A 26,781-nucleotide genomic window follows, 5' to 3' on the forward strand; every position below is an offset into this window, starting at 1 on the left:
ATGGCAGAACCGTTTGTTCACGTCGACAATATTGCTAAGCGCTGGAATGGGCAGCTTGGCGTCGAGAATATTAATCTTTCGATCCCGCGTGGTTCGTTCGTAGCGCTGCTTGGCCCGTCGGGCTGCGGCAAGTCAACGACGCTGAGATTGCTGTCGGGACTAGAATTGCCGGATGAGGGGCGGATCGTCATTGACGGGCGTGACATCACTACTTCTGCCCCTGCAGAACGCAATCTGTCGATGGTGTTCCAGTCTTATGCATTGTTCCCGCATCTGAGTGTCGCGGAAAACGTTGTTTTTGGCCTCAAGGTGCGAAAAGTCGTCGCGGCGGAACGGCGCGAGAAACTGACCCGGGCGCTCGAGATCACTGGCTTGCTGGGCTATGAGCAGCGTAAGCCGGGGGAATTGTCGGGTGGTCAGCGCCAGCGTGTGGCGCTTGCACGTGCGATCGTGGCAAACCAGCCGCTGTGCCTGATGGATGAGCCGCTTTCGAACCTTGATGCCAAGCTGCGCGCCTCTGTGCGCAAGGACATCAAAAAACTTCAGGTCGATTTGGGCATCACCGTAGTTTACGTCACGCATGACCAAACCGAAGCGATGAGCATGGCCGACATGGTCGTGCTGATGAAAGACGGCCATATCCAGCAGACAGGGTCCCCGGAAGAGCTTTACTACAAGCCTGCTAACACCTTTGTCGCCGAGTTTGTCGGTGCCCCGCCAATGGCGCTGATCAAGTCAGAAGGCGTGCCGGGATTTGAGCGCGCAACGACAATTGGCCTTCGCGCCGAAGCGGTGAAGGTGGTGGAATCGGGCAAGGGCAGGCTGACTTGTAAAGTATCGGAATGCGAATTCCTGGGTTCCGAAACATTCATTGGCCTGTCACATCCTGCTGCCAATGGTCTGACCGTATCCATGCCCGGACTGAAACATATTCCGGCAGGAGAAGATCTGGAGATCAGCTTTGCCGATGAAGACCTGCATTTCTTTGACGACATGGGCAAGCGACTGGCCGGGTAGGTCGAGCAACTGAACTTTGGAAAGACAAGAATAACTGTCATCACTGGGAGGAAAAAATGAACGTTATTAAGAAGATAAGTTTGGCTGCCGTCTCGGCCACCGCGCTGACATCGGCGGCGGCGGCTGAGACGGAACTAACAATGTATTATCCTATCGCGGTTGGCGGCGCGCTGACCGAGGTAGTGGATGGCATCGTTGCCGATTTTGAAGCCGCCAACCCTGACATCAAGGTCAACGCGATCTATTCAGGCAACTATGACGACACGCGCGTTCGTGCCTTGTCCGCACTTGCATCGGGTGAACCGGCTCAGCTGGCGGTGATGTTCTCAATCGATGCCTATGATCTGATCGAGCAGGATCTGATCGTGGCCTACGAAGATATCGACGGGGTTAACCCGGACTGGCTAGAGAGCTTTTATCCTGCATTGATGGCCAATGGCCGGATCGAGGGTAAAACTTGGGGCATTCCGTTCCAGCGTTCAACTATCGTTGCCTACTACAACAAGGACCAGTTTCGTGCGGCAGGTCTTGACCCCGAGGCGCCGCCCAAGACCTGGGACGAGCTGATCAGCATGGGCAAGGCACTGACCAACGACGACACCTATGGCCTGATGATCCCATCGACAGGCTATCCCTATTGGATGTTCCAGGCGTTGGCGATCCAGAACGGCAAGGAGGTGATGTCCGATGACGGCCTGACCACCTATTTCGATGACGAAACTGTTGTCGATACGTTGGAATTCTGGCAGTCGCTGTCGCAGGAGCATGGCATCATGCCCACTGGCACCGTTGAATGGGGTACCCTGCGGCAGGCGTTCCTTGAAGGTCAGACCTCGATGATGTGGCATTCGACCGGCAACCTTACGGCTGTGAAGAACAACGCCAGTTTTGACTTTGGCGTCGCCGAGCTTCCGGCCAATGTGCGGCTGGGTTCGCCTACCGGCGGCGGCAACTTCTATGTTTTCAAGGAGACATCGGACGAAGAGCGCGCGGCGGCCATGAAGCTGATCGAATTCATGACCTCGCCCGAGCAAGCGGCAGCGTGGTCCATCGCGACCGGCTATATGGGCGTGTCTCCGGCAGCGTATGAAACCGAGGCGCTTAAATCCTATACAGAAGAGTTCCCACCCGCTCTCGTTGCCCGAAACCAACTGGAAAATGCTGTTGCCGAATTCTCGACCTTTGAAACCGCACGCGTGCGCGAAGGTCTGAACAACGCAATTCAGGCGGCTTTGACCGGCACAAAATCGGCTGAAGACGCGCTGGGGGAAGCCCAGACGGCGGCTGTGCGCCTGCTGCGTGATTACCAGTAACCTCAACTCCCTGGCGTCGGGCAGAGATGCCCGACGCGCCCAACCTTGAGGGTCGCTATATGGCAGAGCATGTGAACATCGAGCGTCGTCGACAGGCCATCTACGGTTGGATCCTGTTGTCACCAGCGGCAATTCTGCTGACGACGTTTGCATTTTATCCTTCGCTTGCGACCTTGTGGTCGAGTTTGTTCAGCCGAGAAACCAGAAGACGCCCCAGCGAATTTGTCGGCGGTGAGAACTATGCTGACCTGTTTGCCGACCCAACCTTTTGGAAAGTTGTTGTGAACAACTTGATCTATGCGGGCGCGACCATCCCTATTTCTATTGCAATTGCGCTTTCGATGGCGCTTTGGGCGAACTCAAAGATCCCGGCTCGCGGGTTTGTACGCACCGCCTATTTCACGCCCACGGTCCTGCCAATGATCGCAGCGGCAAACCTTTGGCTGTTTTTTTATACTCCCGGATTGGGTGTGCTTGACCAGATCGGCGGTCTGTTTGGCCTTCCCTCAATCAACTGGCTGGGACAGCCTGAAACTGCGCTGTGGGCTGTAATCATCGTGACGATCTGGAAAGAGGCTGGGTTTTTCATGATCTTCTATCTGGCGGCCTTGCAGACGATCCCTGAGGACCTCAAGGAAGCTGCCGACATTGAAGGCGCCAGCCGCTGGACCTATACGCGCCGGATCGTGCTGCCGTTGTTGATGCCGACGACGCTATTTATCATGGTCAATGCGTTGATCAACTCTGTGAAATTGATCGATCATTTGTTCATCCTGACCAAGGGCGGGCCCAACGACGCCTCCAAGCTTATCCTTTATTACATCTGGGAAATGGCCTTTGCCTTCTTTGATGCGCCCCACGCAGCGGCAATGACCATCCTGGTGCTTGTCGTGCTTGGCGTGGTTGCCGGCGTCAAGTTCACCATACTCGACAAGCGGACCCACTACCAATGAGCGGATTTTCCAGGCATATCGAATCCTTTGGCGCACTATTGTTGGCCGTGATCTGGATTTCCCCGCTGGTCTTTGCCTTTTGGGCGGCGTTCCACAGCACCTCTGACGCGGTCAACTTTAACATCACGTCGCCATGGACGCTCGACAATTTCCGCACAGCTTGGGAGGGGGCGCCGTGGCTACGCTATTTCATCAACACCTTCCTTTTAGTGACGGTGATCCTTATTGGTCAGTTCTTTGTCACGACGCTGGCAGGATTTGCCTTTGCCCAGGTCCAGTTTCCGGGTCGGGATTTCGTGTTCATCCTCGTGCTGATGCAACTTTTCATCCTGCCTGAAGTGTTGATCGTGGAAAACTATGCAATGGTGTCACGCCTCGGGTTGTTTGACACGATTCTTGGCGTCGGAATGCCCTATATGGCCTCTGCCTTTGGCATTTTCCTAATGCGGCAGGCGTTTAAGGGTGTTCCTATAGAACTGCATGAGGCAGCGCGCGTCGAAGGCTGCGGATGGTTCGGAATTCTTTGGCGAGTCTATGTGCCCTTGGCGCGCCCGACATATCTTGCTTATGCGTTGGTGTCGGTATCGACCCACTGGAACAACTTCCTCTGGCCGCTCATCGTGACCAACTCGCCCGACACACGACCGCTGACGGTTGGCCTGTCGATCTTTGGCGCACCGGAAAATGGTGTGGATATAAGCGTCATTTCGGCGGCCACGATGATGTCGGTTGCGCCCTTGTTGATCGCGTTCCTCGTGTTCCAGCGTCAATTCGTTCAGGCCTTCCTGCGCGCGGGGATCAAATAGTCATGGCGACATTTCTGCATCTAAGTGACTTGCACGCGGTAGGGCATGGCGATCTGTGTTCAGGCGTGCTTGATACCCGCGCGATCCTGATCGGGGCCATCGACCGATTGATCGATAAAGGCGAAGCTCTTGGCCCGCTCGACGCGGTTTTAGTCACTGGTGACCTCAGCGAAGATGGTAGCCCGGACAGCTACGATTTCGCACGCACTCAACTGGAGCGGTTTACCCTGCCGATTTACGTTGTTCCTGGAAATCATGATGCGCGCAAGCCAATGCAAGAGGCCTTTTCAGGCCTTGGCATCATGCCGCCGGACGGGCTTGTCGACTGGGCGGATACAGTGGGCGATACGCGTGTTATCGGGCTTGATACGCTGGTCGAAGGACAGGGCGGTGGCAGGCTGCGCCGGGAAAGTCTTGATCTTTTGGAGCGGGAACTCTCTGGGTTTGACGGGCCGGTTGTCGTTATGTTGCACCATCCGCCGTTTAGCATCGGGATTGATTTCATGGATGTTATCGGATTGGAGAACCGTTCCGATCTGGCAGAAATTCTTTCAATGCACTCAGAGGATATCACGGTGCTGGCTGGTCATGTCCACGGCGTTCACATTGGTCGCGTTGGCGGTCACGTTGCCATGACAGCGCCGGGCCTTTGCAGCGGTTTTGCACTGGACCGGCGCGCGGTGGCTCCTGCTGGTTTTTTTTCTGGTCCTACGGGCTGTGCAGTTCTCGAAACCGGAAAGAGCGGTATATGGAGCATTGTCTCGCTAGACGCTGCCGAGGGACCGTATTCATTCTGAAGTGGCCGGATTGGCCCGGAAACCAAAGACCCGGTGATGATGGATAGCTCACCCATAATTATTGTTTTGAATTTGGCTGCTGCTGCGGCACTTCTGATCTGGGCTGTTCGCCTCGTGCGCACCGGTTTTGAGAGAGCCTTTGGAAGCCAGTTGCGGCTTTGGTTGCGTCGGTCGACGGGAAACCGGTTGGCCGCGACGGGAACCGGAACGCTGACCGCGATCCTGCTGCAAAGTTCCACCGCCGTCGCAATGCTGCTTGCCGGATTCATGGCCGCGGGTTCGGTTGGCAGCACCGCCGGGTTGGCCATTATTCTGGGGGCGGACCTTGGCTCTGCCATCGTAGCGCAGATCATGAATTCCCGGATTGCTTTGCTGACGCCCTTGCTACTTTTGATCGGGGTGCTGATTTTCCTGCGCAGTTCCCGGCGCGGCGTGCGCCAGGTTGGTCGGATCCTGATTGGATTGGCCCTGATTTTTTTGTCGCTTGACCTTATTCGCGATGCCAGCGCGCCGCTGGCAAACAGCGAGGCCGCTTCGGGGGCCTTGATTTACCTGTCTGCTGATCCACTGACGGCCTTTTTGCTGGCGGCGGTTTTTGCCTGGCTGGTTCATTCCAGCGTTGCGGCGATATTGTTGTTTGCAACCCTTGCGGCTCAGGGCGTTATGCCGCTGTCGGCGGCGTTTGCCATGGTCCTTGGGGCCAATCTGGGCGGTGCCTTTATTGCGTTTGTTCTGACCTTGCAGGCCGATGTCTCGGTGCGGCGGGTCGTGTCTAGCAATTTGTTCCTGCGTGGCGGTGGGGCGGGGCTGGTGCTGTTTTTGCTCTACCGGCTTGACGGTGTTGACCTTATTCCCGGGGCCAGCCCCGTTCAGCAGGTTTTGAACCTGCATCTCCTGTTCAACCTTGCGCTTCTTGTTGTCTGTATTCCGTTTCTTGGCCCGATAATGCGTTTGGCGGAGAGCGTTTTCGCTGATGACAATAAAAACAGCACCAAGGCCAACGGACGTACGGCCCTGGATCCTTCGGTTCAGAACCAGCCGGCGCGCGCCTTTGCCTGTGCGCATCGTGAGTTGGTCGAAATGGGCAATAGGATCGAGATCATGGTGCGGGACTCAATGTCACTCTTTGACAATTACGATGATGCCATTGCTCAACAACTGAAGAGGGAAAAAGTCGAAATTGACCGAATGTCGCTTGACCTGCGGGTTTATTTGTCAGGAGTCAAAAGCGACAATCCGAAAGAGGACACCGGTACGCGGGCATTTGATCTGTCCGGCGTGGCAGTGAACCTTGAGGCCGGGGCGGATACGATTGCACGGAAAATGGTCGAATTGGCCAAGCGCAAGAGTGCGGAAAACGTGAACTTTTCGGAAGAGGGTTGGCAGGAACTGACCGATTTCTATGACCGTGTGTTGCGCAACGTTCAGCACGGAATCGCGGTACTGATGACCGAGGATGCCGGGGCAGCACGGGAGCTGGTGCAGCAAAAGGAAATGATCCGCAAGATCGAGAGAAAGCTGGAGCGCGCGCATCTTACCCGGCTGCGTGCTGGGGCGTCCGAAACCATCGAAACCAGTGCGATTCACCTTGATCTGTTGCGCGCCCTGAAAATGTTAAACACGGCATTCGCGATGATCGCCTATCCGCTTTTGAAAGAAAGTGGACAGTTGTTGGAAAGCCGATTGGCAAATGAATAGACGGTTTCATAGAGTGATGAAGATACAGTCCTAGTTCAAGACAATCCACTTTCCCGAGCCGGGAAGCGCTGGCAATCAGACGAAAAAATGGAAATTGATCAAACTTAAAACAGTTCATCCAATGGGTCAGCTTATTAAGTTGATTGGAAATAATACTGTGTCAGCCAACCACGGTCGCTCAAATTCAAATTGACCGGGGGCGTACCAGAAAAATTTATGAGTGTGTTGAGAGGAAATAGCTAAATATTTGTTTCCCATTGTTTTGTTGCCAAGGCTACGTGGTTGCCACGAAAATTGAGTGAATGATTGGTCAAATGTCTCGCCATCGGTTGTGGTATTCACAATCGCCCTATCGTATGCTGGCAAACTGCTCGGCGTCAAAAAAACTATGCCTGCTGTGGGCTGGACAACCGCCATTGTTTGCGATTTTGCCGATGGCGAATTTGTTTGCGTCTTGCTTGTTCATGCGGTGTGTAGCGAAAGTCGATCCATATCAGACCCGCCCTTAGCGCAGATCGCGGCGAAGGTGCCAGGAGAGCCCGGAATTACCGATGCTGCGTGATGCACGAATGTCCGCATGCACGCCGCACCTGCTTCCGTCTACCGCACGTTCTTCAACAGCGCTTCCGCCGCCAACCTTCCAAATGCGTTCGCCGCTTTGGGGCTTGCGCCCGAAACGAGACGGCGGTCGATGTGGCATGTGGCGTCGGCCTTGGAATTGATGATTTCCACACCGAGAGCGTTCAGCTTTTCGCCGAACTTCCACGGCATATGGCCCGGCATGTAGCCGATCATCGGCGTTTGTTTGTCGACCGCATCAGGAAAGGCCGCGATCTTGTAACCGTTGTAGATGAACGATGGGCCATCGCCCGCAGCAAGCAGGGCGGCCGGTCCGTGGCAGATCGCCATCGTGAAAAGGTCCTGTTTGTGCGCCCACCGGAGAAGTTTTCCCAGGTCTTCGTTCTCTGGCAGGCCCAACATGGCCCCGTGGCCACCCGGCAGATAGACCCCCACGTAAAGCGCATCATCAGTCATCGTATTCGCCACGAAATCGTCGAGGCTGCCGGGGTTGGCAAAGGCATCGGCATAGTCGCGATACAGCTTCATAACGGCTTCGTCTTCGCGCGGCATGGCCCAGTCTTCAATAACGGCAGGGGCACCCGTGGGTGTGACAATGTCGATCTGGAAACCGGCGGCCAGCAGGTGCAACATCGGCAGGCCCATTTCGACCGGGTGGTTCCCGGTCGAAAATTTCTTGCCATTGGCCATGGTCATGTTGCGCTCTTCGGTGCAGATCATCAGCACGCGCTTGTCACCGCCCCTGTAAGGGTTGGCATAGGCCCCGCCATCATAATCCGTCTTGGATGCGGTCGCGAGTTTCAAGGCAAGGGGTGACGGATGAAAGGCACCGTCCTCTGTGGGCGTGGGGGCTGCTTTGAACAGATTTCTTAGAAAGCTCATGTGATTCCGTCCGCGCTCATTTGATTTCTGTCACGATAGCATCGCGCGACTTGCGGACCTTTGGCATCGGCAGCAGCCAATCGCTGGCCTCTTCTCGATAACCCAATGGCATCAAAACGACGGAACGAAGACCACGTTCCCTAAGACCAAGAATGTCGTCAACAGCATCGGGGTCAAACCCTTCCATCGGCGTGCTGTCGACCTCTTGTTCTGCGGCTGCAATGAGGGCAATGCCCAATGCGATATAAGCCTGACGCGCTGCATGGGCATAGTTCACCTCGGCCTCGCGCGGCAAATAGTTGGCTTTCAGATTGTCGTAGTAGCCATGGATCAAAGGCAGGTCGCCTCGGGCCGCAACATTTAATTGCTTGACTGTATCAATACGATCTTCGGTGTAATTGTCCCAAGCGGCAAACACCAAGAGGTGCGACCCATCTGTGATCTGTGCCTGACCTGACGCCGCTTCGGCGATCTTTGCCCGGATATCGGAGTTTGTGACCACAATCAGCTCAAATGGTTGTGTGCCGCTTGACGTCGGCGCCATGCGAACAGCTTCGACGATGGCATCGACTTGGTCTTGTGGAACGGCTTTGCCAGATTCCATTTTCTTGGTGGCGTAGCGCCAGTTCAGGTGGTCGTTCAGTGTTTTTGCGGTCACAGTTGTTGATCCCATTGTCAGGGCCCGAGATGAGCAGTATATATTTGTGACTGACTAACTAATGAGAACTGATTTCTGCCGCAAGAAGGCACATTTTTGACCCTTGGTCACAAATTGGGAACTGCCATGCTGGACGACAAACAATGCCCCGATTGCAAGCGTATCAACGAGGTCCTGTCACGAGTGGGCGACCGTTGGAGCGTTCTGGTGGTCATCTCGCTGGCTCAATACGGAACCATGCGCTTCAACGAGATCAAGCGAAACCTGGGCATTTCGCAGCGTATGCTGAGCCTGACGCTGAAGGAGTTGGAACGGGATGGGCTTGTGAACCGGACCCAATATCCAACGATCCCGCCCAAGGTCGAATATAATCTGACTCAGATGGGGCAGTCGTTTCGCGAGCCGGTCAGCGCTTTGGGCTATTGGGCATTGGAACACTTGAGCGAGATTGATGCCGCACGGGAAGCGTATGACAAGTCTGACTGAAGCCAGACAATTTCCCGAGAACCACTGTTTTTTGATAGGAGACATTGATACTCCCGCAGCGAATTGCCCCTTTGTCCGCTACTTTATCTTCGCCCTCTAAGTAGCTCTCCGCGCCCCGAACGAATGGCAGGTTTTTCCGCTGCCTAGCAGCGCCGAGAACCACGCAGGCGCAGCGGTTTTCGCGCTGCGTGTGCGCACAGCACAAAGTCACTATGACTGCCTTGGGCTCTTCGCTGACTTTCTCTGCAAACAGGATCAATGACTGCAATCCGGCGATTGAAGTAGTGGTTCGTTTGGTCCGCTTGGGGGCTGAGCACTCAACCAGAGATCGCTTCACATAAAACCGCTTCAACGATGTGCGCAAGTCGTCATCGAAGTATCAAACATCAATGGTTGCCAAATCTGGCGCTCGTTATGTCGCTCTCCGTCTACCGCGAAGCGGACAAAGATGACCTTTTCAGCGCTTACTTCGGTGCGAGGTTTCGGAAACTGAATGCGAGACGCAAAAATGTCCGGGCCTTATACTCTACCAATCTGGAAAACGTGTCGTGAAATAACTAGGGAGCCGGACTGTAAACAGTCGCTGCAGCATGGATCTCAAGGAAATGCCCAACGTTATTTTCGCGGGGCTTCCATCCTTTGGAGAATAGCCAATTGCTTGTCGTGTTTCGGTGATGTCCCAGCGCATACCTGGGTTTTCTGACATTAGGTTCAGGGCTGCGAATGAAATATCCTTGGCATCTATTGCGGCGCGCATTCCGCCTAGAAAGTCCCGATCACTCAACCACATTTCCTGACCCCACCGGCCCATCGCCATGTGTGTGCCGGGTTGGTTGCCGTGAGTCCATTGCGTCCAGCCGATGCGCAAGCAGATGACCGACAGTCCGTGATGCTCGGCGAAATAGGCCCCTGTCCGTTCACAGAATAGCTTTGACATGCCGTAGGCGTTTACTGGCCCTGGTGGTGTCGCGCTGTTGAGCACCTCATGCGTGAACCTTTTGTCGCCATGGACCCAGTTGGAGCTGGCAAGAACGACGCGGCTGACGCCCATGGCTGCCGCATGGTGATAGAGAGAAAGCGTTGCATCCATATTGTGTTTGATCGCGGAGGCCCAGGTGGCGGAGGGCTCTCGGTCACCAGCAAGATGCACGATAACGTCCACGCCCTTTAGCAAACTGACCCAACTGCTGTCGTCAGACAGGTCTGCGGTGTGAATGTCGGGATGATCAACGGGGCGAATGTCGAGGCCAGAAACGATATAATCGGAGTCGTTTTCTAGCGCGTCGAAAAGTTTGCGGCCTAGGTGCCCGCCAGCGCCTGTAATCAAGACATGCATGACAGGAACTCCTTGTTGTTTGTGAGCCCCAATGGCATTTGGGTTGCATCTTCATCTGTAAAGACGCGGAACGTCTGCCGAAAACTCAGCGTTTCATTCGGTGCGAGGTTGCGTGCAGGGGAGTGCCACTCCGCTTCGCAATAGGCGTAATCGGCTGAATTAAAGACCTCAAACGGATAGTCGTGTGCAAATTGATCGCCCTTTTGAGGTTCTGGTACCGAGCACATTAGCAACGGGGTATCAGCGCCGCACCGTATCAATGTACGACCGTTGGGGTTCGGTAGCCCGACCTTGAATTCCTGCTGTCTGTTGCAATCCACGACAATGCCGTTGCCGTGCGTAGCTATCATCCCTTCGGCAGAGCCAAAAACAGGATAAAATGCAGGGTCTTCCAATTCGACACCGACCTTGGTGGGGGTGTTAAGCATCATGACTGACCAAATGCCGGTCAGGCGCGAGGAGGTCCCATGGTTAACCACGATGTGTTCTATTTCCCAGCTTTCCGCCGAGGTCAGCGTGATGCGGCGCGACACTGACAAGTGCGAGGTCGGGCATAATGCGCTGGTCATGTCGATACGAGTGCTGCTTCTTGAAGTGATCTGGTAAGAGCCGCTGTCCAACACGGGAAACGGAGCGCCGTTTACCCAGGATGCATCCGGGGCGATCCACGTCTTCTCTCCGCCCCAGAGCGGAAAACCAAATTGTGGAGAGCGTGTGGGCAGATCAGTAAGCCGTGTGTCATCGACATCCAAACCGTCGAGATCTGCGTTCTGAAATAGGAGGGAGCGACCTTGGAAGTTTATATCCCATAGGCGGCCCCCGATGCCGGGCAGGAGTGTCAGCTGCAGATCGTTTTGCTGCAGGTGAAGAACGCTCCATCTGTCCGACATGTACCCCCTCCTATCGGTTTCCCGGCGCGATCGAATGCGCCGGGACAATCCCTTAGGTGTGCTTGAACTGGACGACGTTCTCGGCAGTAATCGGCATAACCCCGGTTTCAACGCGCTCGGGTAGAGGATTGATGCCAGCCGCCTTCCAATCGGGCAAGACCTTCAGCGCATCAGTGTTCTGCCAATGCATCATGTGGAAGGCGAGAAAGATCTCCAGATAGGATTTCTGAGCCACAGCGCCGTGAATTGTGCCGTCTTCGATATAGGGAAGCATATCATCATTTCGGTCCATCGCGACGATCTTGATGTCCTTGCGTCCTGCCTCATTGACGGCAATTGCCGCGCCTTTGCCGCTGTCGCCGTCCGTGCCGCCAATGCCAACAATATCCGGGTTCGCCTGAATTGCCTGAAGGTAGGCTGTCGGCGCATAGGACGGGTCGGCCTTATCGTTGACGACGTCGACGACCTCGATATCTGGGTATTTCTCAGCAAAGATTTGTTTGTACCCCTCGACCCGCTCCAATGTGGAGGGGGCAGGGAAAGTGCCGAGGATAACCTTGCCTTTCCCGCCAATCGCTTGCGCGAGCATTTCACCGCCGACACGTCCTGCCTGAACGCCGTTGATACCAAGGAATGTGGACCTGGGACTGTCGGGAATATCGCCAATACAACATGTGACCGGAATGCCCGCCTCGACCGCACGTTCGACGCCGGGGGCCAGAGTGGCCGGATCACCGGGGAAGATAAGGATGCCTGCGGGACGTCTTGCGATCAGTTCATCCAATTGGCGTGCTTGTGCGGCCGTGTCGAAATCCAAGGGGCCCGTGAATGTGGCCTTGATGCCCATCAGTTCCTCAAGGTCTTCCATTGCATTTCGATAGTCCACCCAGAACGGCACCTGCGTGACGATGGACAGGAACACATACTCCTTGCCGGCCGCTTGCGCCATGGCTTCTTTGGACAGCATGGGCAGTCCGAACGCTGCGGCCAATCCAGCGGTGGTGCCCGCTGTCAGCAGCCTGCGCCGATTCACGTTCAATTCAGTCATCGTAGTCTCCCTGTTTTGGATCTTTGGTTGTTGTTGAGTTTTGGAAAGCTTCGGGATTAGCCCCGTTTGCTTCGGATCAGCATGTCCAAGGCGACCGCTGTAACGAGTACACCGCCGATGACGATCATCTGCCAGTAGATCGATACAGCCAGCATCGTCATAGTGTTGTTGATCAACGCAACGAAAACGACGCCGAGGAAAGCACCAAGAATAGTACCTTCGCCGCCGCGTAGAGATGCGCCACCGATGACAGCCGCTGCCAGAACCTGAAGTTCGATACCGTTTCCTGCCGTGGGCGTGCCGCTCATCAGGCGGGAGGCCAGCAATACACCCGCCAAAGCAGCCAGAATACCGGTCAGTGCGTACAGAATGATACGTACGCGTGTGACATGGATGCCTGACAACATCGCGGCTTTTTCATTGGCGCCGATGAAATAGACCTGACGGAAAAAGCGTGTATGGCGGACGGCCAGGTCAAACAGAACGACGAGCAGAATGGTGAACAAGACGATTACCGGAAAGCCGCCTATGTCAGCTTTGCCGATCCAGGCAAATGATGCCGGCAGGCTTGAGACAGAAAAACCTTCGGTCAGGACAAGAGCGATGCCTCGCGCGATCGACATCGTGCCGAGGGTCGCGATAAGCGGATTGATCCCGAGGCCGGTCACGAGCAAACCGTTCACTACCCCGACAATTCCACCCAACACTAATCCGCATACCACAGCGAGCGGAATTGGCATGCCAGTCAAAAGCAGCATGGCTACGACGGTAGAAGACAAAGCCATAACCGATCCAACGGAAAGATCGAACCCGCCGGATGCAAGTAGGATCGCCATGCCGATCACGATGATCGCGGTGGGGGCCATGCCCACGGCCACGGCTCGAAAGTTCGAAAAGCTGAGGAAATAGGGATTAACGTTGGACATCACGATGATGATGGCGGCGATCAGAACGATCAGCGTCAGTTCACGAATATCGACAAAAGCTTGTAGAACACGGCGCAGCAGCGGACGCTTCATGGGCAAGTTGGCTTGAGCGGTCATGGTCACGTCGCGACTCCTGATTGATTGGTTTGGGGTGCGTCCACAATTGGAACGGAATTTCCAGCGGCCATTTGGAGAAGCGTGGTTTCGGTTGCCTCAGCGGCTGCGATGTCTCCCATGAGGCGACCGTCGTGGACGACAAGGATGCGGGTCGAGAGAGAGACCAGTTCGGGAAAATCGGATGACACGACGAGGATGGCCATTCCCTCGGCTGCTCGACGCAAAAGTTCCGTGTGGATTTGGAATTTGGCTCCGACATCGACCCCTTTTGTGGGCTCCTCAATGATCAGAAGAGCTGGCGCGCGTTTGAGCCACTTGGCCAACATAATCTTTTGCTGATTGCCCCCTGAGAGATCACCAACAAGTTCGTTAATCCCGCTGGTTTTGACACTGAATGCGTCAATGGCTGTTTGGCTGGCTGCTTTGATCGAGCCCGAACGCATGAACCCAGCAGACGCATGATCGGAAAGACTGGCCGCGATCAGGTTGTCGCTGAGTGATTGCTCCAGAAAGAGGCCTTCAGTCTTGCGTTCCTCGGGAACAAACCCGACCCCAGCACGCATCGCCTGCCGCAAGGACGCAAAGTTAACAGGCTTGCCGTGAAGTCTGATCTCCCCGGTCGCGCCATGCATCAGCCCGACAATCGATCGAACAATCTCGCTGCGGCGAGCGCCCATCAACCCTGCCATCCCTACAATCTCTCCGGCTTTAATGGAGAAAGAAATGTCTTCGAATTCACCTGGATGGGTTAGGTCTTGGACATGCAAAACCTCTTCGCCGTTAACCTTACCTGACCGCGTGACATCACCGGGGTGGGCGCCGCCGATCATCTCGGCGACGACTTGTTCCTGAGAAGTTTCCGAAACCGGTAAAGTGCTGATGTGGCGCCCATCTCGCAAAACGGTAATGCGATCCGAGATCTGGAAAATCTCGGCCATATGGTGGCTGACATAGACGATGCCAATCCCTTTCTTTGTCAGGGACTTTAGGACTTCGAATAGTGCGTCTACTTCGTCGGGTGCCAATGCTGATGTCGGTTCATCCAGCAAAAGGACGCGGGAATTCAACGACAGCGCCTTGGCGATTTCAACAATCTGGCGGGAGCTTATTGGCAAGTTTTCCACGGGTGTTGAGACGTCGATATCCAGACCGAATTCCGCCAGTAACGCCTCCGCACGGCGGCGCAGTTCAGGCCAGTCAACTACGCCAAACCGGGTGGGTACGCGCCCCGCGTAGATGTTTTCCGCAACAGAGAGCGCGCCAGCGAGGCTGAGTTCTTGAAAAACACAGCCGATGCCCAGGGATTGCGCGTGTGATGGGCTTTCGACTCGCTGTTCCTTGCCGTCGCACATGATACGCCCAGCAGAAGGTTGGTGAAGTCCATAAAACAGGCCGAGACAAGTGGATTTTCCGGCGCCGTTTTCCCCGCATAGCGCGTGAACTTCGCCGGGTCTCAATTCAAAGTCGACGCCATCCAAAACAATGTTCGTGCCGAAGCTTTTGCCAACCCGATCCAGCTGGATCAGTGGCTGTAGCCCCGGTGAGTCAGGTTTCATTGCTGGCGTCATACAAGCTTCCTCCCGCCTTTTGATTGGCATCTGATATCTCAGATGTCAACTGAAAAAGAAAAGACCGTGAGGTGCCCAAAAGAAAGGGGCGGCGCCGTTCTGGCCCGCCCCCGTCACAACGAAGCTACGTTTTTGCTAAGATGCGGTCGCTCCTTCGAGGACGATGGCGGCGCTTTTGTAGGCTTGTCTGGTGCGGTCAATATGCGCTGTGAGAAGAGATTTGATTTTGGCCATGTCACCTTCGCGAACGGCAATAGCGATTTTCGAATGCTCGTCGAAGGAGAGCTCAGTATGCTGTGGCAGCTTCGCCAAATGGGTTCGCAATGCGGCAATCTTACCGATGTAGCGTGTATAGCTGGCCGTCAGATAATCGTTACCGGCATGTTCAAAAATCAACTGATGAAATGTGGTATCCAGTGAAAGGTAACCCTTTTCATTACCTCGCCTGCGTTCCTTCTCCATGTCCTTCACGACACGCTGCATGTCGCTGGCAAGACCTTCCGGGTTCCGCAACAACGCAAGTTCAAAGGCGGCAGTTTCGATAGCCTGTCTGAAATCGCAGATCTGAGTCACTTCCGGCTCAGACAGCGAAAAAACGCGTGCGCCTTTTTGAGGCTCGATACTGACCAACCCTTCGTCACGTAATTGAGCGAGTGCTTCGCGGACTGGCGATTTAGATACGCCCAGCTCTTCGGAGATTTTTCGCTCCGACAAAACCTGACCCATTTTCAGGGAGCCATCGATAATACTATTCCGCAAATGTTCCAGTGCGAGTTCACGCAAAGACTTGGGTCTCTCAAGCGCCATCTGAGGATATCTCCAAAAAAAGGTGTTGCCAGATGCAAGATATCTGATACACCAGATTAGGCAAGCTGGTATATCAGATATCAGAATGTATTTAGGAGATCAAAAAGTGCGCGCAGAGTTGGTCGTCGATTGTAAGAACCAGCACGGGGAAGGGATTTTCTGGAATCCCGCCGATGGTCTTATCTGGTGGACCGACATTGAGGGCTGCGCGCTTTGGTCATTTGATCCTGCAACATCAGAAACCGCCTCTCATGAAATGCCGGAGCGCGTGTGTTGCTTCGCGCCGCGCGCGTCTGGCGGTCTGATTGTTGCTTATGCGGATCGAGTTGTCTTGTTCGATTCGCCCAATGGCGAGGAAACCCTCGTGGCACGGTTCGAGTCGAGCAATCCGGAGACACGGCTGAACGATGGGCGAACTGATCGCCAGGGGCGATTGATTGTTGGAGGCATGAACGAAGTTTCTGGTAAAGCCGATTCGTCAGTCATCTGCGTCGATAAGGATTTGAGTGTACGGACGATTATCGAAGGAGTGTCTTGCGCCAATTCGACTTGCTTTACGTCCGACGGTGAGACGATGTACTTCGCGGATACCCCGGATCGGGAAATCGTCGCATTTGATTACGACGCCCGCAGTGGAACCGTTTCGAACCGTCGGCGGCACGCTTCTTTCAATGATGAGCCTGGCTTGCCTGATGGGTCCTGTGTCGATGTCGAAGGGGGCGTCTGGAACGCCGAATGGGAAGGCCATCGCGTTGTTCGCGTCGCACCTGACGGCACGATAGATCGCGTGATCGAGGTGCCGGTCTGGAAGCCCACCTGTTGCGCTTTCGGTGGCCCTGATCTCGACACGCTGTTCATCACGACCTCGAGGCTGATGAGTGACGAAGCAGCTTTAACAAAAGAACCGGAATCCGGCGGCCTCTTTGCTGTGACACCTGGCGTTCGTGGCGTGATCGACGCGCCATTCAAAGGATAACCAACGAAATTCTGGAGGAGAAAACTATGTTGAAAACGCTTATGACCACTACGCTTGCTGCGGGGTTCGCCACGCTGGCAACGGTCGCTCTGGCGGAGAATTATCCGGCACCGGTTCCACTTGAGGACGGGGCACAAGCGCCAATCGATGCGATAGAACCCAAGAACGAAACGTTCCGGATCGCGTATATGCCGCCGGCGACTGAGTTCAACTACTACATCGCCATCGGTGAAGGCATTAAAGCGGTTGCTGCTGAGGCCGGGGTCGAAGTCTTCATGCTTGCGCCCCAGTCCGGTGCGGACATCAATGGCCAAATGGGTATGATCCAGGATGTGCTGACGCAGGATGTGGATGCGATCATCTTTGGTACACACGATGAATTTGCTGCCGCACCGCTGCTAAAGCAGGCAGTAGACAAGGGCATGGCGGTTCTGATGATCAATTCGGACATCCCGAACTTCCCGACACCAATTCATGGCGTTGTCGGGTACTCCCAGCGCAACGGCACACATGCTATCGCTGATTGGGCCATTGAGACTTATGGTGATCAACCGCTGAAGGTCGGCATTATCGAAGGACAGCCTGGCTATCACTCGACCGAACGTGTTGGCGGCTTCCTCGACGGTATCGAGGGCAACGAAAACTTCGACGTTGTGGTGTCTATCGACGGTAAATGGAACGTTGAGGGCGGCAACACTGCTGGTATGGACATCCTGCAGTCGAACCCCGATCTCGACATGATCTTCGCGGCGAACGACTACATGATCATCGGGGCATCCTTTGCTGCGAAGGCGCTTGGCCGCAATGACATCGTTCTTTTGGGCAACGATGGCGACACGTCCGGCCTTGAAGAAATTGCGGCTGGCAACATCACGGCAACCGTCAACACCTCACCGTTTTTGATGGGTAAAGCGGCTATGCACGCAACCATTGATGCGCTCAACGGGTCTTATCCCGGCGGCTGGATCGAAACGCCCACATCAATTGAAGACAAAGACGGTGCAATCAGCGTGCTGCAAGAGCCAGAAAAGCTCTTCCCGCAGCCGTCCAAAGAGTACTGAGTTTTCTCCCCGCTTCCCGGTGGTGCGTGCGCGTGCTGCCGGGTCGCAATTCAACCGAGTTCCCCTTTTGTCGAGGCAATCGCAATGACACCCGCAACGCCCCTTTGGGAGTTTGTCGATATCACCAAGGCCTATCCTGGGGTTTTGGCGAATGACAAGGTCTGCATCCGGCTTATGCCCGGTTCCATTCATGGGCTGCTGGGTGAAAACGGCTGTGGTAAGTCGACTATGATCAAGACACTGTCTGGCGTGCAGCAACCCGATAGCGGTCAAATCCTGCACAATGGCAAGCCGGTCACGATCAGCGATCCGCAGGCGGCACGTGAACTTGGCGTCGCAACAGTTTTTCAGGAATTCTCGATCGTGCCCACCTTGTCGGTTGGCGAAAACATCTTCCTTGGCAATATGCCTCGGTCCCGCTTTGGCGTGATCGACTGGGCCAAGGTCCACAACGAAGCCGCGCGCGTTTTGGCGGAAATGGATGTCGATGTTTCTCCCGAAACAATCACCGGCTCGCTATCGGTAGGCGAGCAACAACTGGTCGAGATCGCGAAAGCCGTCGCGATGGACGCTCGCATGATCATCCTGGATGAGCCGACGGCGGCATTGGGTGAAGATGAAATTGAACGCCTGCACCAGTTACTGCGCAATATGCGTGAACGCGGAACCGCTATTCTCTATGTGTCGCACAGGCTGGATGAGGTTGAACGGATCGTTGATGAAGTGACGATCTTGCGCAACGGCTGTGTTGTGCGTGCGAGTGGCGAGACCAAGATCAACGTCTCTGAGATTGTCAGCGCAATGGTCGGTGAGGACATTGGTGAGCACTATCCCAAGGAGCAGAACGCGACCAAGGATGTTGTGCTGGAAGCGGCAGGTCTGAGCACCAATTCGGGCGTGAAAGATGTATCGTTCTCGTTGCACCGGGGTGAAGTTCTGGGCTTGGGTGGTGTATTGGGCAGTGGCCGCACAGAGATTGCCCGCGCCCTATTCGGGACAGATGAGCTAACCGCCGGGCAGATATCACTGAACGGCAAACCGGTTCGCTTTCGCCGGGAAATTGATGCGATCCGTGCGGGTTTAGCTCTTGTTCCAGAGAACCGAAAGTTTGACGGGTTGTTCTTCAATTTCCGCGCAAGCGGGAACGTCACCGCAGCGTCCCTTGGCGGGCTTAGTCGGTTCGGCGTGTTGAATCTCAAGGCGGAAGAGCAAGCCACCCATGACCTGATCCGCGATTTGGAAATCTCGACCCAGGCTGAGGAAAAGACGGTCAACTTCTTGTCTGGTGGTAATCAGCAGAAGATCGTGATTGCACGTTGGCTGTTCTCAGCTTCTGACATCCTGATCCTTGATGAACCGACACAAGGGATCGATATCGGCGCTAAGATCGCTGTTTACAAGCTGATTAACAGGCTCACGCGGGCGGGAAAATCGATCATTCTAATCAGTTCAGACCATGATGAGTTGCTTGCGATGAGCGATCGGATTGCCGTCGTGCAGCACGGAACGATAGTGCGCACGGTCGATGCATCCGACCTTACGCATGACGATCTTGTTCGCGCGTCCGCCGACACCCCCCAATCCAAGCCTAAGGAGGCTTTCGCATGAAGCGGATCTTTGACACCCAGTTGATCGGGCCATTCGCAGCAATGGTGATTGTCGCACTGATCGTGGCCCTTACGACCGAACGCTTCCTGAACCCGGGCAACCTTTCTAACCTTTCGCTACAGGTAAGCATCGTGGCCTTGATCGCAATCGGGTCTACTATCGTGATCTTCGCTGCGGGCATCGATCTGAGTTCCGGGTCTATGGTGGCTTTGCTGACCATGATCCTTGCGCAAATGTTGAAATTTGTCGGCATTCCACTGGTTCTGGCGCTGCCCCTCATACTCTTCATGGGCGGATTGCTTGGTCTGTTCATTGGGCTGATAACAGCCTACGGGCGTATCCCGTCGTTTATCACGACATTGGCGGCGTTGATTGCCTTCAGGGGCCTTGCCCTGACCTTCAACAATGGGTCTCCGATCTTCTCGCTGGATCCGGCGTTAGAGCCAATCTTCTACGGCAAGCTGTTCGGCGTTCCGATGCCTTTCTTCTACCTCGTATTCTTCTACGTCCTTGCTGCGTTCACCATGAACTTCACGAAACTTGGGCGTGAGATCTATGCCGTGGGTGGCAACCCAGCCGCTGCCGTTCTGACGGGTATCAACGTACGAAAAGTTCAGACGACGACATTTGTCATCGCTGGTTTCATGACGGCTGTTGGTGCGATCCTGATGTCAGCGCGCCTCAACTCTGGTTCGCCCAACTATGGCCAGACGCTGGAACTGCAGGCCATTGCCGCTGCTGTTGTCGGCGGAGCCAGCCTTGCAGGCGGTCGTGGCAACATCCTCGCCACGCTGATGGGGGCGATGACAATCGTTATCGTCCAGAATGGTTTGAACCTGAACGCTGCGCCATCTTCGGTTCAGAACATCGTGTTGGGCCTGATCATTCTGTTGGCCGTCGGCATAGACATGTGGCGTGCAGAGATTTCGGGCTTGATGGGTCGAATGTTCGGCCGCACTTCATCGCAGCAGACGTCTAACGTAAAGAAGGAGGCCTGAGATGGATCTGGGGCTTAAGGATAAGCTGGTCCTGGTGACTGGTTCAGGTTCCGGCATCGGCAAAGCCACTGCCCGGGTCTATCTTGAAGAAGGCGCGCGGGTCATCGTGCATGGCCTGACCCTGACGGAAGTGTCCGCCTGCGTCGACGACCTGTCATCTCTGGGCAAGGTCGAAGGCATTGCAGCCGACTTAACTAAAACCACTGATGCGGAAACTCTGGCAGAGTTTGCTCGTGCGCGCGGTGCGGTGGACGTTCTTGTGAATAATGTTGGCATCTTTTCGGTCAAACCGTTCGAGGATCTCACGGATGACGACTGGATGCATTACTTCAACATCAATGTCCTGTCCGCCGTTCGGATGAGCCGAATTTTCCTGCCTGACATGCTTGGCCGGGATAAGGGATCTATCATCAACATGGCCAGCGAAGCGGCAGTGAAACCGCTCCCTCAGATGGTGCATTATTCTGTCACTAAAACTGCCATGTTAGGTCTGACACGCGGCATGGCAGAACTGACAAAGGGCACGAAAGTCCGGGTTAACTCGATCCTGCCTGGTCCGACCTGGACCGAAGGTGTCGAAGCCTATTTTGACGGCCTCGCGGATCAAAAGGGTGAGCCGCTCGATACGATCGTCGACAATTACTTCAAATCAGATGAGCCCACATCGCTCATACAACGCTTTGTCCAACCAGACGAAGTCGCCCGCATGATCGTCACGATCTCAGCAAGCACGGCCTCCAATGGTTCTGCGCACCGGATCGAAGGCGGCATCGTTCGCAACATTCTTTAACTTCTAACTGGAGGAGCCCAACATGGCCGCTCTCACTTTCTCTCACATCGGCATCACAGTTCCCGACCTGGAAAAAGCCGTGGAGTTTTATTCCAAGGCATTCGGCCTCTACGTGCTGATGGAACCAACTGAAATCCTGCATGACGAAAGCGCCATCGGTCAGATGTGCGACGATGTATTTGGGGAAGGTTGGGGAAGCTTCCGCATCGCGCATTTGTCGATGGGCGACGGTGTTGGCATCGAATTGTTTGAGTTCCCGAAGACCGTCGAAGAAGAACGCCCGTTTGAATATTGGCGGCGTGGCTTGTTTCATTTCTGTGTGCAGGACGAGGATCTGGAAGGCCGCATCAAGGTTATCGAAGACCTGGGCGGGCGCCAGCGCATGAGCCAAGTGCGCAAGTATTACCCAGGTGAAAAGCCCTATCGCATGGTCTATATGGAAGACCCGTTTGGCAACATTTTCGAGCTCTATAGCCACTCGTACGAATTGACCTATTCGGCGGGTGCTTATGACTGATCGCGCCGACTTTCCCCCCAGAACGGACAAACCCAAGGTCGTGATAACCGATTATGATTTTGGTGATGTTGCCGTTGAGACGGAAATCCTGGAAGCCGCGGGAGCCGAGGTGATTGCGCTTCAGGCCAAGCGCCAGGAAGACCTATTCGATGTCGCGCCGCATTGCGCAGCGATGATGAACCAATATGCCCGGATCGGGAAAGAAACGATTACGCGGATGCGGAACTGCGAGGTCATCGCGCGTTATGGCGTAGGCGTAGATATCGTGGATGTCGGCACGGCGACGGAAAAGGGCATTCTCGTCACCAATGTGCAAAACTACTGCACCGAGGAAGTCGCCGATCACGCGATTGCCCTTTGGCTTACCCTGGCGCGCAAGTTGCCCGATTATGATCGAGCTACTCATGCAGGGGTCTGGCAGTGGCAAAGCGGGCAGCCGGTCTATCGATTGCGCGGGCGGACGATGGGCGTCGTCTCGCTGGGGAAAATCGGACAAGCCATCGTGGCGCGGGCGCAATCTTTCGGGGTTACGGTCATCGCCTACGACCCGTATTTGCCAAGAGAAGTCGCGGCAAAGATTGGGGTCGAGCTGGTGAGCAAGCCCGAATTGCTGGCAAGGTCCGACTATATCCTGATGCAGGCACCGATGACGCCGAACACGCATCACTTTTTGTCGGATGCCGAATTCTCGGTCATGAAACCCGGTGCGATACTCGTGAACACCGGACGCGGACCAACGGTCGACAACAAAGCCCTATTCCGGGCGCTGACCGAAGGCCATCTGGCCGCTGCAGGGCTCGACGACCCCGAAGAAGAGCCGGCCAAGCGCGCCAACTGGACGCCTGATGACAACCCGTTGTTCACACTGCCCAACGTGCTCGTAACGCCACATGCGGCCTACTATTCCGAGGAATCCATACACGCAGCGCGGGTCACCGCGGCCACTCAGGTGGCCAAGGTCCTGACAGGGCAAAACCCCGACTATACCGTCAATGCCGACGCATTGGCCGTATCTACCGCATAACAGGAGACTAGAATGCCAGACGTCAGTACGGACCTCAGGGTTTTCAATGATTTTGAAAGAAACCCGGAACTTCTCAAAAAATTCGACAAGGTGTTGGAGGCGTACTCTGCTGCTGCCATTTTTGCGGATGTGCAGTACCGAACAGGCGTGATGGACAGCGCCATCAAACCCGCCTTCCGCGCCAAGGTGACAGGCCAGGCCGTGACGGTTCAGCTTTCAAAAGGCGACCTGGTCGACCCATTGCGAGCGCTTGAAATGGGACAACCCGGGGACGTGATCGTTGTGGACGCGGGTGGAGATCGTCAAACGTCGGTCTGCGGCGGTTTGATGGGTGGTCTGGCCAAGAACCGTGGCATTCGCGGTATGATCGTCGATGGCACCGGGCGCGACACAGATGAGTTGGAAGACATCAACTGGCCAATCTGGACGCGCGCGATCACGCCGCGCGGAACGCACACGATGTTCTCGGAACGTAAAGAAGAACTTTCGATTAATGTGCCCATTGCCTGTGGGGGCGTCGTCGTAAACCCCGGAGATTTCATCGTAGCTGATCTTATGGGCGCCGTTGTGGTTCCACAGGAAATTGCCGAAGAAACCGTGCGCCTTGCTCAAGAGCAGGCTGACCGTGAAGAGGAAACCCGTAAATGGGTGGCACAAGGCAAAACCGTTGAGGATCTGCTGAATGAATTCGGTCGCATCTGAGCCAGCGTTGATCGGCGTAGATTGGGGCACGTCATCGTTCCGTGCATTTCTAATCGGTGCGGAGGGCGAGGTGATCGATGGGGTCTCGTCGCCTGAAGGCATCATGCAGGTTGCGGGGCAAACCTTTGACGCGGTCCTTGATCGTCTCATCGGCCCTTGGGTCTCCAACACTAACCTGCCGATCCTGGCATCCGGCATGATTACCAGCCGCAATGGCTGGGTCGAAACGCAATATGCCGAAATGCCGCTGGGTGCTGGCGGTCTGGCGCGGGCGTTGGTCCCCCACCAAGCGGCCAACGGAGCGCGCATTCACTTTGTGACGGGTGCGTCGACAGAACATGCCGGAGGACCCGACGTAATGCGCGGCGAGGAGACCCAGATCATTGGGGCATCTTCGCTAGGCCTGAGCGAAGGTATGTTCGTGATGCCGGGAACGCACAGCAAATGGGTTCAGGTTGCGGACGGGAAGATCGTGGATTTCTCGACTTACATGACAGGTGAGATCTTTTCGGCGCTGAAAGAACACACGATCCTTGGCACATTGATGAAGGAGGACGCCTTCAGCGAAGACGCACTCGTGATGGGCGTAAAGGCGGGCCTCAGTGGTGAGTCGAACCTGCTGCACAGCCTGTTTCATGTTCGGACGCTTCCTCTCATGGGCAAAATCCCAAAGGTTGCCACGGCCGACTACTTGTCGGGCTTGTTGATCGGGACCGAGGTTGCTGCCGCGACCGGCGAAGTAAAAGACGTCGGCACGATCACTGTTATTGGACGCAGCGACTTGTCCGACCGATACGAAATAGCGCTTCGAACTGCTGGTTTCGACAGCCGTCGCGCGCCAGATGATATCGTTGCGAAAGGGCATTTTCTGATTGCTCGCGCTGCGGGGTTGGTTGGATGATTGACCTCACCGCAGCTCTTGCCGAGAACCCGCTGATTGCGATTTTGCGGGGGCTAGCACCAGAAAATGCGCGCCCGGTGTCTGATGTACTCTTCGATGCCGGGTTTCGGATAATCGAAGTGCCGCTCAACTCACCGGACCCGCTGGAATCGATAGGGCAGATCGCCGTGAAACATGGCGCTCAGACCATCGTCGGCGCTGGCACAGTGTTGACTGTGGATCAGGTCGCGGCGGTTGCTGATGCAGGCGGGCGTATCATCGTGTCGCCCAATATGAACCCGGACGTCGGGCGCGCGGCTGTCGCTCGGGATCTTTATTGGTGTCCAGGAGTCATGACCCCCTCCGAGGCCTTTACGGCGTTGGATATCGGAGCATCGGTCCTCAAATTCTTTCCGGCGGAAATGGTGCCGCCAGCTGCCATTTCTGCCATGCGCGCCGTATTGCCTGCAGACGCAGTCGTCGCTGCGGTAGGGGGCATAACGCCGGATACGATGGCGCCGTATCATGCCGCGGGTGTAGATGGATATGGGCTGGGATCCGCACTGTTCAAACCGAGCTATACATTGGATGATATCGGCAGGCGCGCGCGCGCCTTCACCAGTGTATTGGAGGAACTTGGATGAAACAGGCCCTTGTAACGGGCGGAACGCGAGGGATTGGTGCGGGTGTTGCACGGTCGTTGGCAGACGCAGGTTGGTCCGTCATTGCCGCATCCGCCTCCCAATCCGAATTGGATGCATTCGAGCCTCAAGACGGGTTAAAGGTGCAGCTCTTGGATGTCACCGACCAGACGTCCATCAATGATGTATTCGGCGAACTCACGGGTCTCGATGCCTTGGTGAACTGCGCAGGTATTCTTTTGCGTGGCGAAGAATATGACATCGACGTCTTCGCCAAGGTGCTCGATGTGAATCTGACAGGCACCATGCGCTGCTGTCTTGCCGCGCATCCATTGTTGGCTGAAGCGAGTGGGGCCATCGTCAACACCGCCTCTATGCTCAGTACCTTTGGTGGGCCTTTGGTTCCGGCGTATTCCGCTTCTAAGGGCGGCGTGGCACAGTTGACCAAGGCGCTCGCAGGTCGCTGGGCCGAAGACGGTATCCGGGTCAATGCCATCGCGCCGGGTTGGATTGAGACAGAGATGACCCAGGGCCTTCGGGAAGACCCTGAAAGAACAGCGGGGATCATGGCGCGTACGCCTATGAAACGCTGGGGGAAACCCGAAGAAGTCGGTGCGCTTGTGCAATGGCTTTTGAGTGAAAACGCCAGCTTTGTGACCGGATCAATCTATCCGGTCGATGGCGGCTATCTCGCTGTGTGAGGAAAATCAATGAATGACGATGACACCGCCCGAATGCCCTTTCAGTTGCCATTCCCCAAAGATGCGCAAGACGAGATCGTGATCCCGAATGCCATGAGTGAGGACGACAGACTGTGGGTTCCGCAGGCAGAGAACGTCTGGTTCCGACCGCTCTGCCTGAACCGCTCGCAAGGTTATTGGATGAACCTTCTCAAAGTTCGCAAAGCTGGTGTTCTTTCGCGGCACCGCCATCCACAGCCAGTCCACGGCTTCGTTCTGAAAGGGCGCTGGCATTATCTGGAACATGATTGGGTTGCGGAAGAGGGGGGATATGTCTTTGAGCCGCCGGGTGAGACTCATACTTTGGTCGTTCCCGACGATGTTGAAGAGATGGTCACCTATTTCCAGGTCAATGGCGTGATGTGCTATGTTGATCCGTGGGGCAAGGTCACTGGCTACGAAGATGTCTTTACCAAGATTGATCTGTGCCGAAAACATTTCGGGGAAGTCGGTCTTGGAGAAGATTACGTTGAACAATTCATCCGGTGATGCGCCGCGTTTCGCGCTTGTAGCGCATGATGCGCGAAAGGACGAAATCGTTGAATGGGTGGGTCTGCAATTGGGCCGCCTGTCCGGAGTACAAATCTTTTCGACTGGGACTACCGGTAGTCGCATCAAGCAAGCCTATCCAGAACTGGATGTGACCTGCCTTAAAAGCGGACCACTCGGAGGCGACCAACAGATCGGCGCTATGATCTGTGAAGAGAAACTGGATGCATTGATTTTCTTTGTCGACCCTCTCTCACCCATGCCACATGACGTCGACGTTAAGGCTCTGACCCGTCTCGCAACGGTATATAATCTGCCAATGGCATGTTCGCGCTCAACCGCGGATCTGATCGTCAAGGGGCTGATTGCTGAGGACCGATCTCAGCCGATTCCGTTGAAAAACAATGTTTTGCTGACGCAGAAAGTGGTCATCCGAACAGAGTGCGAGCGCCTTTTTATCAGACTTTTCGCGTT

The 26,781-nt window shown here is 55.4% G+C and carries 28 protein-coding genes; 20 read left to right on the forward strand and 8 right to left on the reverse strand.

Annotated features, from left to right (window positions below; all coding sequences use genetic code 11):
* The 6 genes from ACR0JA_RS18895 to ACR0JA_RS18920 are packed head-to-tail and all read left to right on the forward strand — an operon-like array spanning nt 1 to nt 6,584.
* The gene (locus ACR0JA_RS18895) at nt 1-1,017 is read left to right on the forward strand and encodes an ABC transporter ATP-binding protein (protein ID WP_170398781.1); all 1,017 of its coding nucleotides are present in this window, start codon (nt 1-3) and stop codon (nt 1,015-1,017) included.
* A 56-nt stretch (nt 1,018-1,073) separates the two neighbouring features.
* On the forward strand, nt 1,074-2,330 hold the full coding sequence (locus ACR0JA_RS18900; RefSeq protein ID WP_170478323.1) for an ABC transporter substrate-binding protein: 1,257 nt from the start codon (nt 1,074-1,076) through the stop codon (nt 2,328-2,330).
* A gap of 59 nt (nt 2,331-2,389) precedes the next feature.
* Nucleotides 2,390-3,283: a carbohydrate ABC transporter permease gene (locus tag ACR0JA_RS18905; RefSeq protein ID WP_117872581.1), complete on the forward strand. Its 894-nt coding sequence runs from the start codon at nt 2,390-2,392 to the stop codon at nt 3,281-3,283.
* Complete coding sequence (locus ACR0JA_RS18910) at nt 3,280-4,089, forward strand: carbohydrate ABC transporter permease (protein ID WP_170478326.1); 810 nt, start codon at nt 3,280-3,282, stop codon at nt 4,087-4,089. Before ACR0JA_RS18905 ends, ACR0JA_RS18910 begins: the two co-directional genes overlap by 4 nt.
* Before the next feature lie 2 nt (nt 4,090-4,091).
* A complete protein-coding gene (locus tag ACR0JA_RS18915; protein ID WP_480578431.1) occupies nt 4,092-4,886 on the forward strand; it encodes a metallophosphoesterase in 795 nt (264 codons plus the stop codon).
* 39 nt (nt 4,887-4,925) lie between these two features.
* Nucleotides 4,926-6,584, forward strand: a complete 1,659-nt coding sequence (locus tag ACR0JA_RS18920; protein WP_480578433.1) for a Na/Pi cotransporter family protein — start codon at nt 4,926-4,928, stop codon at nt 6,582-6,584.
* 600 nt (nt 6,585-7,184) lie between these two features.
* On the opposite strand, the gene hchA is transcribed toward ACR0JA_RS18920, so the two are convergent.
* A complete protein-coding gene (gene hchA, locus ACR0JA_RS18925; RefSeq protein ID WP_480578435.1) occupies nt 7,185-8,045 on the reverse strand; it encodes a glyoxalase III HchA in 861 nt (286 codons plus the stop codon).
* A gap of 16 nt (nt 8,046-8,061) precedes the next feature.
* Nucleotides 8,062-8,718 (reverse strand): nitroreductase family protein, encoded by a 657-nt coding sequence (locus ACR0JA_RS18930; protein WP_170667887.1) that lies wholly within the window; start codon nt 8,716-8,718, stop codon nt 8,062-8,064.
* A 111-nt stretch (nt 8,719-8,829) separates the two neighbouring features.
* Here ACR0JA_RS18930 and ACR0JA_RS18935 point away from each other — a divergent pair, with 111 nt between their 5' ends.
* On the forward strand, nt 8,830-9,189 hold the full coding sequence (locus ACR0JA_RS18935) for a winged helix-turn-helix transcriptional regulator (protein WP_170547363.1): 360 nt from the start codon (nt 8,830-8,832) through the stop codon (nt 9,187-9,189).
* 526 nt (nt 9,190-9,715) lie between these two features.
* Here the strand turns inward: ACR0JA_RS18935 and ACR0JA_RS18940 are convergent.
* The 6 genes from ACR0JA_RS18940 to ACR0JA_RS18965 all read right to left on the reverse strand — a co-directional run bounded on the left by ACR0JA_RS18940 (nt 9,716) and on the right by ACR0JA_RS18965 (nt 15,881).
* Nucleotides 9,716-10,525: an NAD-dependent epimerase/dehydratase family protein gene (locus ACR0JA_RS18940; protein ID WP_480578438.1), complete on the reverse strand. Its 810-nt coding sequence runs from the start codon at nt 10,523-10,525 to the stop codon at nt 9,716-9,718.
* Nucleotides 10,513-11,415 (reverse strand): hypothetical protein, encoded by a 903-nt coding sequence (locus ACR0JA_RS18945; protein WP_480578440.1) that lies wholly within the window; start codon nt 11,413-11,415, stop codon nt 10,513-10,515. The genes ACR0JA_RS18940 and ACR0JA_RS18945 overlap by 13 nt, the downstream gene beginning before the upstream one ends.
* A 52-nt stretch (nt 11,416-11,467) precedes the next feature.
* Nucleotides 11,468-12,463 carry a substrate-binding domain-containing protein gene (locus ACR0JA_RS18950; protein ID WP_010437236.1) on the reverse strand — a complete coding sequence of 332 codons (996 nt, stop codon included), beginning with the start codon at nt 12,461-12,463 and terminating at the stop codon, nt 11,468-11,470.
* A gap of 56 nt (nt 12,464-12,519) precedes the next feature.
* Nucleotides 12,520-13,506: an ABC transporter permease gene (locus ACR0JA_RS18955; protein ID WP_174818509.1), complete on the reverse strand. Its 987-nt coding sequence runs from the start codon at nt 13,504-13,506 to the stop codon at nt 12,520-12,522.
* A 2-nt stretch (nt 13,507-13,508) separates the two neighbouring features.
* Complete coding sequence (locus ACR0JA_RS18960) at nt 13,509-15,104, reverse strand: sugar ABC transporter ATP-binding protein (protein WP_480578442.1); 1,596 nt, start codon at nt 15,102-15,104, stop codon at nt 13,509-13,511.
* A gap of 105 nt (nt 15,105-15,209) precedes the next feature.
* The gene (locus ACR0JA_RS18965; RefSeq protein WP_170431691.1) at nt 15,210-15,881 is read right to left on the reverse strand and encodes a GntR family transcriptional regulator; all 672 of its coding nucleotides are present in this window, start codon (nt 15,879-15,881) and stop codon (nt 15,210-15,212) included.
* A gap of 106 nt (nt 15,882-15,987) precedes the next feature.
* On the opposite strand from ACR0JA_RS18965, the gene ACR0JA_RS18970 reads away from it, so the two are divergent.
* The 13 genes from ACR0JA_RS18970 to ACR0JA_RS19030 all read left to right on the forward strand — a co-directional run.
* Complete coding sequence (locus ACR0JA_RS18970) at nt 15,988-16,857, forward strand: SMP-30/gluconolactonase/LRE family protein (protein ID WP_480578444.1); 870 nt, start codon at nt 15,988-15,990, stop codon at nt 16,855-16,857.
* 26 nt (nt 16,858-16,883) lie between these two features.
* On the forward strand, nt 16,884-17,918 hold the full coding sequence (locus tag ACR0JA_RS18975; RefSeq protein WP_170637923.1) for a sugar ABC transporter substrate-binding protein: 1,035 nt from the start codon (nt 16,884-16,886) through the stop codon (nt 17,916-17,918).
* 84 nt (nt 17,919-18,002) lie between these two features.
* Entirely contained in the window at nt 18,003-19,526 is a 1,524-nt protein-coding gene (locus ACR0JA_RS18980; RefSeq protein ID WP_480578446.1) for a sugar ABC transporter ATP-binding protein, read from the forward strand.
* Nucleotides 19,523-20,524 (forward strand): ABC transporter permease, encoded by a 1,002-nt coding sequence (locus tag ACR0JA_RS18985; protein WP_480578448.1) that lies wholly within the window; start codon nt 19,523-19,525, stop codon nt 20,522-20,524. The genes ACR0JA_RS18980 and ACR0JA_RS18985 overlap by 4 nt, the downstream gene beginning before the upstream one ends.
* Before the next feature lies 1 nt (nt 20,525).
* Entirely contained in the window at nt 20,526-21,314 is a 789-nt protein-coding gene (locus ACR0JA_RS18990; RefSeq protein WP_170637927.1) for an SDR family oxidoreductase, read from the forward strand.
* A gap of 22 nt (nt 21,315-21,336) precedes the next feature.
* Entirely contained in the window at nt 21,337-21,831 is a 495-nt protein-coding gene (locus tag ACR0JA_RS18995) for a lactoylglutathione lyase family protein (RefSeq protein ID WP_108861949.1), read from the forward strand.
* Nucleotides 21,824-22,855: a C-terminal binding protein gene (locus ACR0JA_RS19000; RefSeq protein WP_480578450.1), complete on the forward strand. Its 1,032-nt coding sequence runs from the start codon at nt 21,824-21,826 to the stop codon at nt 22,853-22,855. The genes ACR0JA_RS18995 and ACR0JA_RS19000 overlap by 8 nt, the downstream gene beginning before the upstream one ends.
* Nucleotides 22,856-22,867: 12 nt before the next feature.
* Nucleotides 22,868-23,557, forward strand: coding sequence for an RraA family protein (locus tag ACR0JA_RS19005; protein ID WP_480578452.1), 690 nt, complete (start codon nt 22,868-22,870; stop codon nt 23,555-23,557).
* On the forward strand, nt 23,538-24,458 hold the full coding sequence (locus ACR0JA_RS19010) for a 2-dehydro-3-deoxygalactonokinase (RefSeq protein ID WP_480578454.1): 921 nt from the start codon (nt 23,538-23,540) through the stop codon (nt 24,456-24,458). The genes ACR0JA_RS19005 and ACR0JA_RS19010 overlap by 20 nt, the downstream gene beginning before the upstream one ends.
* On the forward strand, nt 24,455-25,081 hold the full coding sequence (locus ACR0JA_RS19015; RefSeq protein ID WP_010437258.1) for a 2-dehydro-3-deoxy-6-phosphogalactonate aldolase: 627 nt from the start codon (nt 24,455-24,457) through the stop codon (nt 25,079-25,081). Before ACR0JA_RS19010 ends, ACR0JA_RS19015 begins: the two co-directional genes overlap by 4 nt.
* Nucleotides 25,078-25,779 carry an SDR family NAD(P)-dependent oxidoreductase gene (locus tag ACR0JA_RS19020; protein ID WP_480578456.1) on the forward strand — a complete coding sequence of 234 codons (702 nt, stop codon included), beginning with the start codon at nt 25,078-25,080 and terminating at the stop codon, nt 25,777-25,779. Before ACR0JA_RS19015 ends, ACR0JA_RS19020 begins: the two co-directional genes overlap by 4 nt.
* Nucleotides 25,780-25,788: 9 nt before the next feature.
* Nucleotides 25,789-26,307, forward strand: coding sequence for a 2,4'-dihydroxyacetophenone dioxygenase family protein (locus tag ACR0JA_RS19025; RefSeq protein WP_170637936.1), 519 nt, complete (start codon nt 25,789-25,791; stop codon nt 26,305-26,307).
* On the forward strand, nt 26,222-26,781 hold a 560-nt coding region (locus ACR0JA_RS19030), incomplete at its 3' end, for a methylglyoxal synthase (protein ID WP_480578458.1). The genes ACR0JA_RS19025 and ACR0JA_RS19030, both read left to right, overlap by 86 nt.

This window comes from Ruegeria sp. AM4 (assembly GCF_056540665.1).

Coding starts and splice junctions, on each gene's coding strand:
- hchA (WP_480578435.1), bottom strand. CDS start 8,045: ATGAGCTTTCTAAGAAATCTGTTCAAAGCAGCCCCCACGCCCACAGAG.
- ACR0JA_RS18985 (WP_480578448.1), top strand. CDS start 19,523: ATGAAGCGGATCTTTGACACCCAGTTGATCGGGCCATTCGCAGCAATG.
- ACR0JA_RS18955 (WP_174818509.1), bottom strand. CDS start 13,506: ATGACCGCTCAAGCCAACTTGCCCATGAAGCGTCCGCTGCTGCGCCGT.
- ACR0JA_RS18945 (WP_480578440.1), bottom strand. CDS start 11,415: ATGTCGGACAGATGGAGCGTTCTTCACCTGCAGCAAAACGATCTGCAG.
- ACR0JA_RS18905 (WP_117872581.1), top strand. CDS start 2,390: ATGGCAGAGCATGTGAACATCGAGCGTCGTCGACAGGCCATCTACGGT.
- ACR0JA_RS18960 (WP_480578442.1), bottom strand. CDS start 15,104: ATGCCAATCAAAAGGCGGGAGGAAGCTTGTATGACGCCAGCAATGAAA.
- ACR0JA_RS18930 (WP_170667887.1), bottom strand. CDS start 8,718: ATGGGATCAACAACTGTGACCGCAAAAACACTGAACGACCACCTGAAC.
- ACR0JA_RS19020 (WP_480578456.1), top strand. CDS start 25,078: ATGAAACAGGCCCTTGTAACGGGCGGAACGCGAGGGATTGGTGCGGGT.
- ACR0JA_RS18980 (WP_480578446.1), top strand. CDS start 18,003: ATGACACCCGCAACGCCCCTTTGGGAGTTTGTCGATATCACCAAGGCC.
- ACR0JA_RS18935 (WP_170547363.1), top strand. CDS start 8,830: ATGCTGGACGACAAACAATGCCCCGATTGCAAGCGTATCAACGAGGTC.
- ACR0JA_RS19005 (WP_480578452.1), top strand. CDS start 22,868: ATGCCAGACGTCAGTACGGACCTCAGGGTTTTCAATGATTTTGAAAGA.
- ACR0JA_RS19000 (WP_480578450.1), top strand. CDS start 21,824: ATGACTGATCGCGCCGACTTTCCCCCCAGAACGGACAAACCCAAGGTC.
- ACR0JA_RS18965 (WP_170431691.1), bottom strand. CDS start 15,881: ATGGCGCTTGAGAGACCCAAGTCTTTGCGTGAACTCGCACTGGAACAT.
- ACR0JA_RS19015 (WP_010437258.1), top strand. CDS start 24,455: ATGATTGACCTCACCGCAGCTCTTGCCGAGAACCCGCTGATTGCGATT.
- ACR0JA_RS18915 (WP_480578431.1), top strand. CDS start 4,092: ATGGCGACATTTCTGCATCTAAGTGACTTGCACGCGGTAGGGCATGGC.
- ACR0JA_RS18950 (WP_010437236.1), bottom strand. CDS start 12,463: ATGACTGAATTGAACGTGAATCGGCGCAGGCTGCTGACAGCGGGCACC.
- ACR0JA_RS18990 (WP_170637927.1), top strand. CDS start 20,526: ATGGATCTGGGGCTTAAGGATAAGCTGGTCCTGGTGACTGGTTCAGGT.
- ACR0JA_RS18995 (WP_108861949.1), top strand. CDS start 21,337: ATGGCCGCTCTCACTTTCTCTCACATCGGCATCACAGTTCCCGACCTG.
- ACR0JA_RS19025 (WP_170637936.1), top strand. CDS start 25,789: ATGAATGACGATGACACCGCCCGAATGCCCTTTCAGTTGCCATTCCCC.
- ACR0JA_RS18940 (WP_480578438.1), bottom strand. CDS start 10,525: ATGCATGTCTTGATTACAGGCGCTGGCGGGCACCTAGGCCGCAAACTT.
- ACR0JA_RS18900 (WP_170478323.1), top strand. CDS start 1,074: ATGAACGTTATTAAGAAGATAAGTTTGGCTGCCGTCTCGGCCACCGCG.
- ACR0JA_RS18910 (WP_170478326.1), top strand. CDS start 3,280: ATGAGCGGATTTTCCAGGCATATCGAATCCTTTGGCGCACTATTGTTG.
- ACR0JA_RS18975 (WP_170637923.1), top strand. CDS start 16,884: ATGTTGAAAACGCTTATGACCACTACGCTTGCTGCGGGGTTCGCCACG.
- ACR0JA_RS18895 (WP_170398781.1), top strand. CDS start 1: ATGGCAGAACCGTTTGTTCACGTCGACAATATTGCTAAGCGCTGGAAT.
- ACR0JA_RS18920 (WP_480578433.1), top strand. CDS start 4,926: ATGGATAGCTCACCCATAATTATTGTTTTGAATTTGGCTGCTGCTGCG.
- ACR0JA_RS19010 (WP_480578454.1), top strand. CDS start 23,538: ATGAATTCGGTCGCATCTGAGCCAGCGTTGATCGGCGTAGATTGGGGC.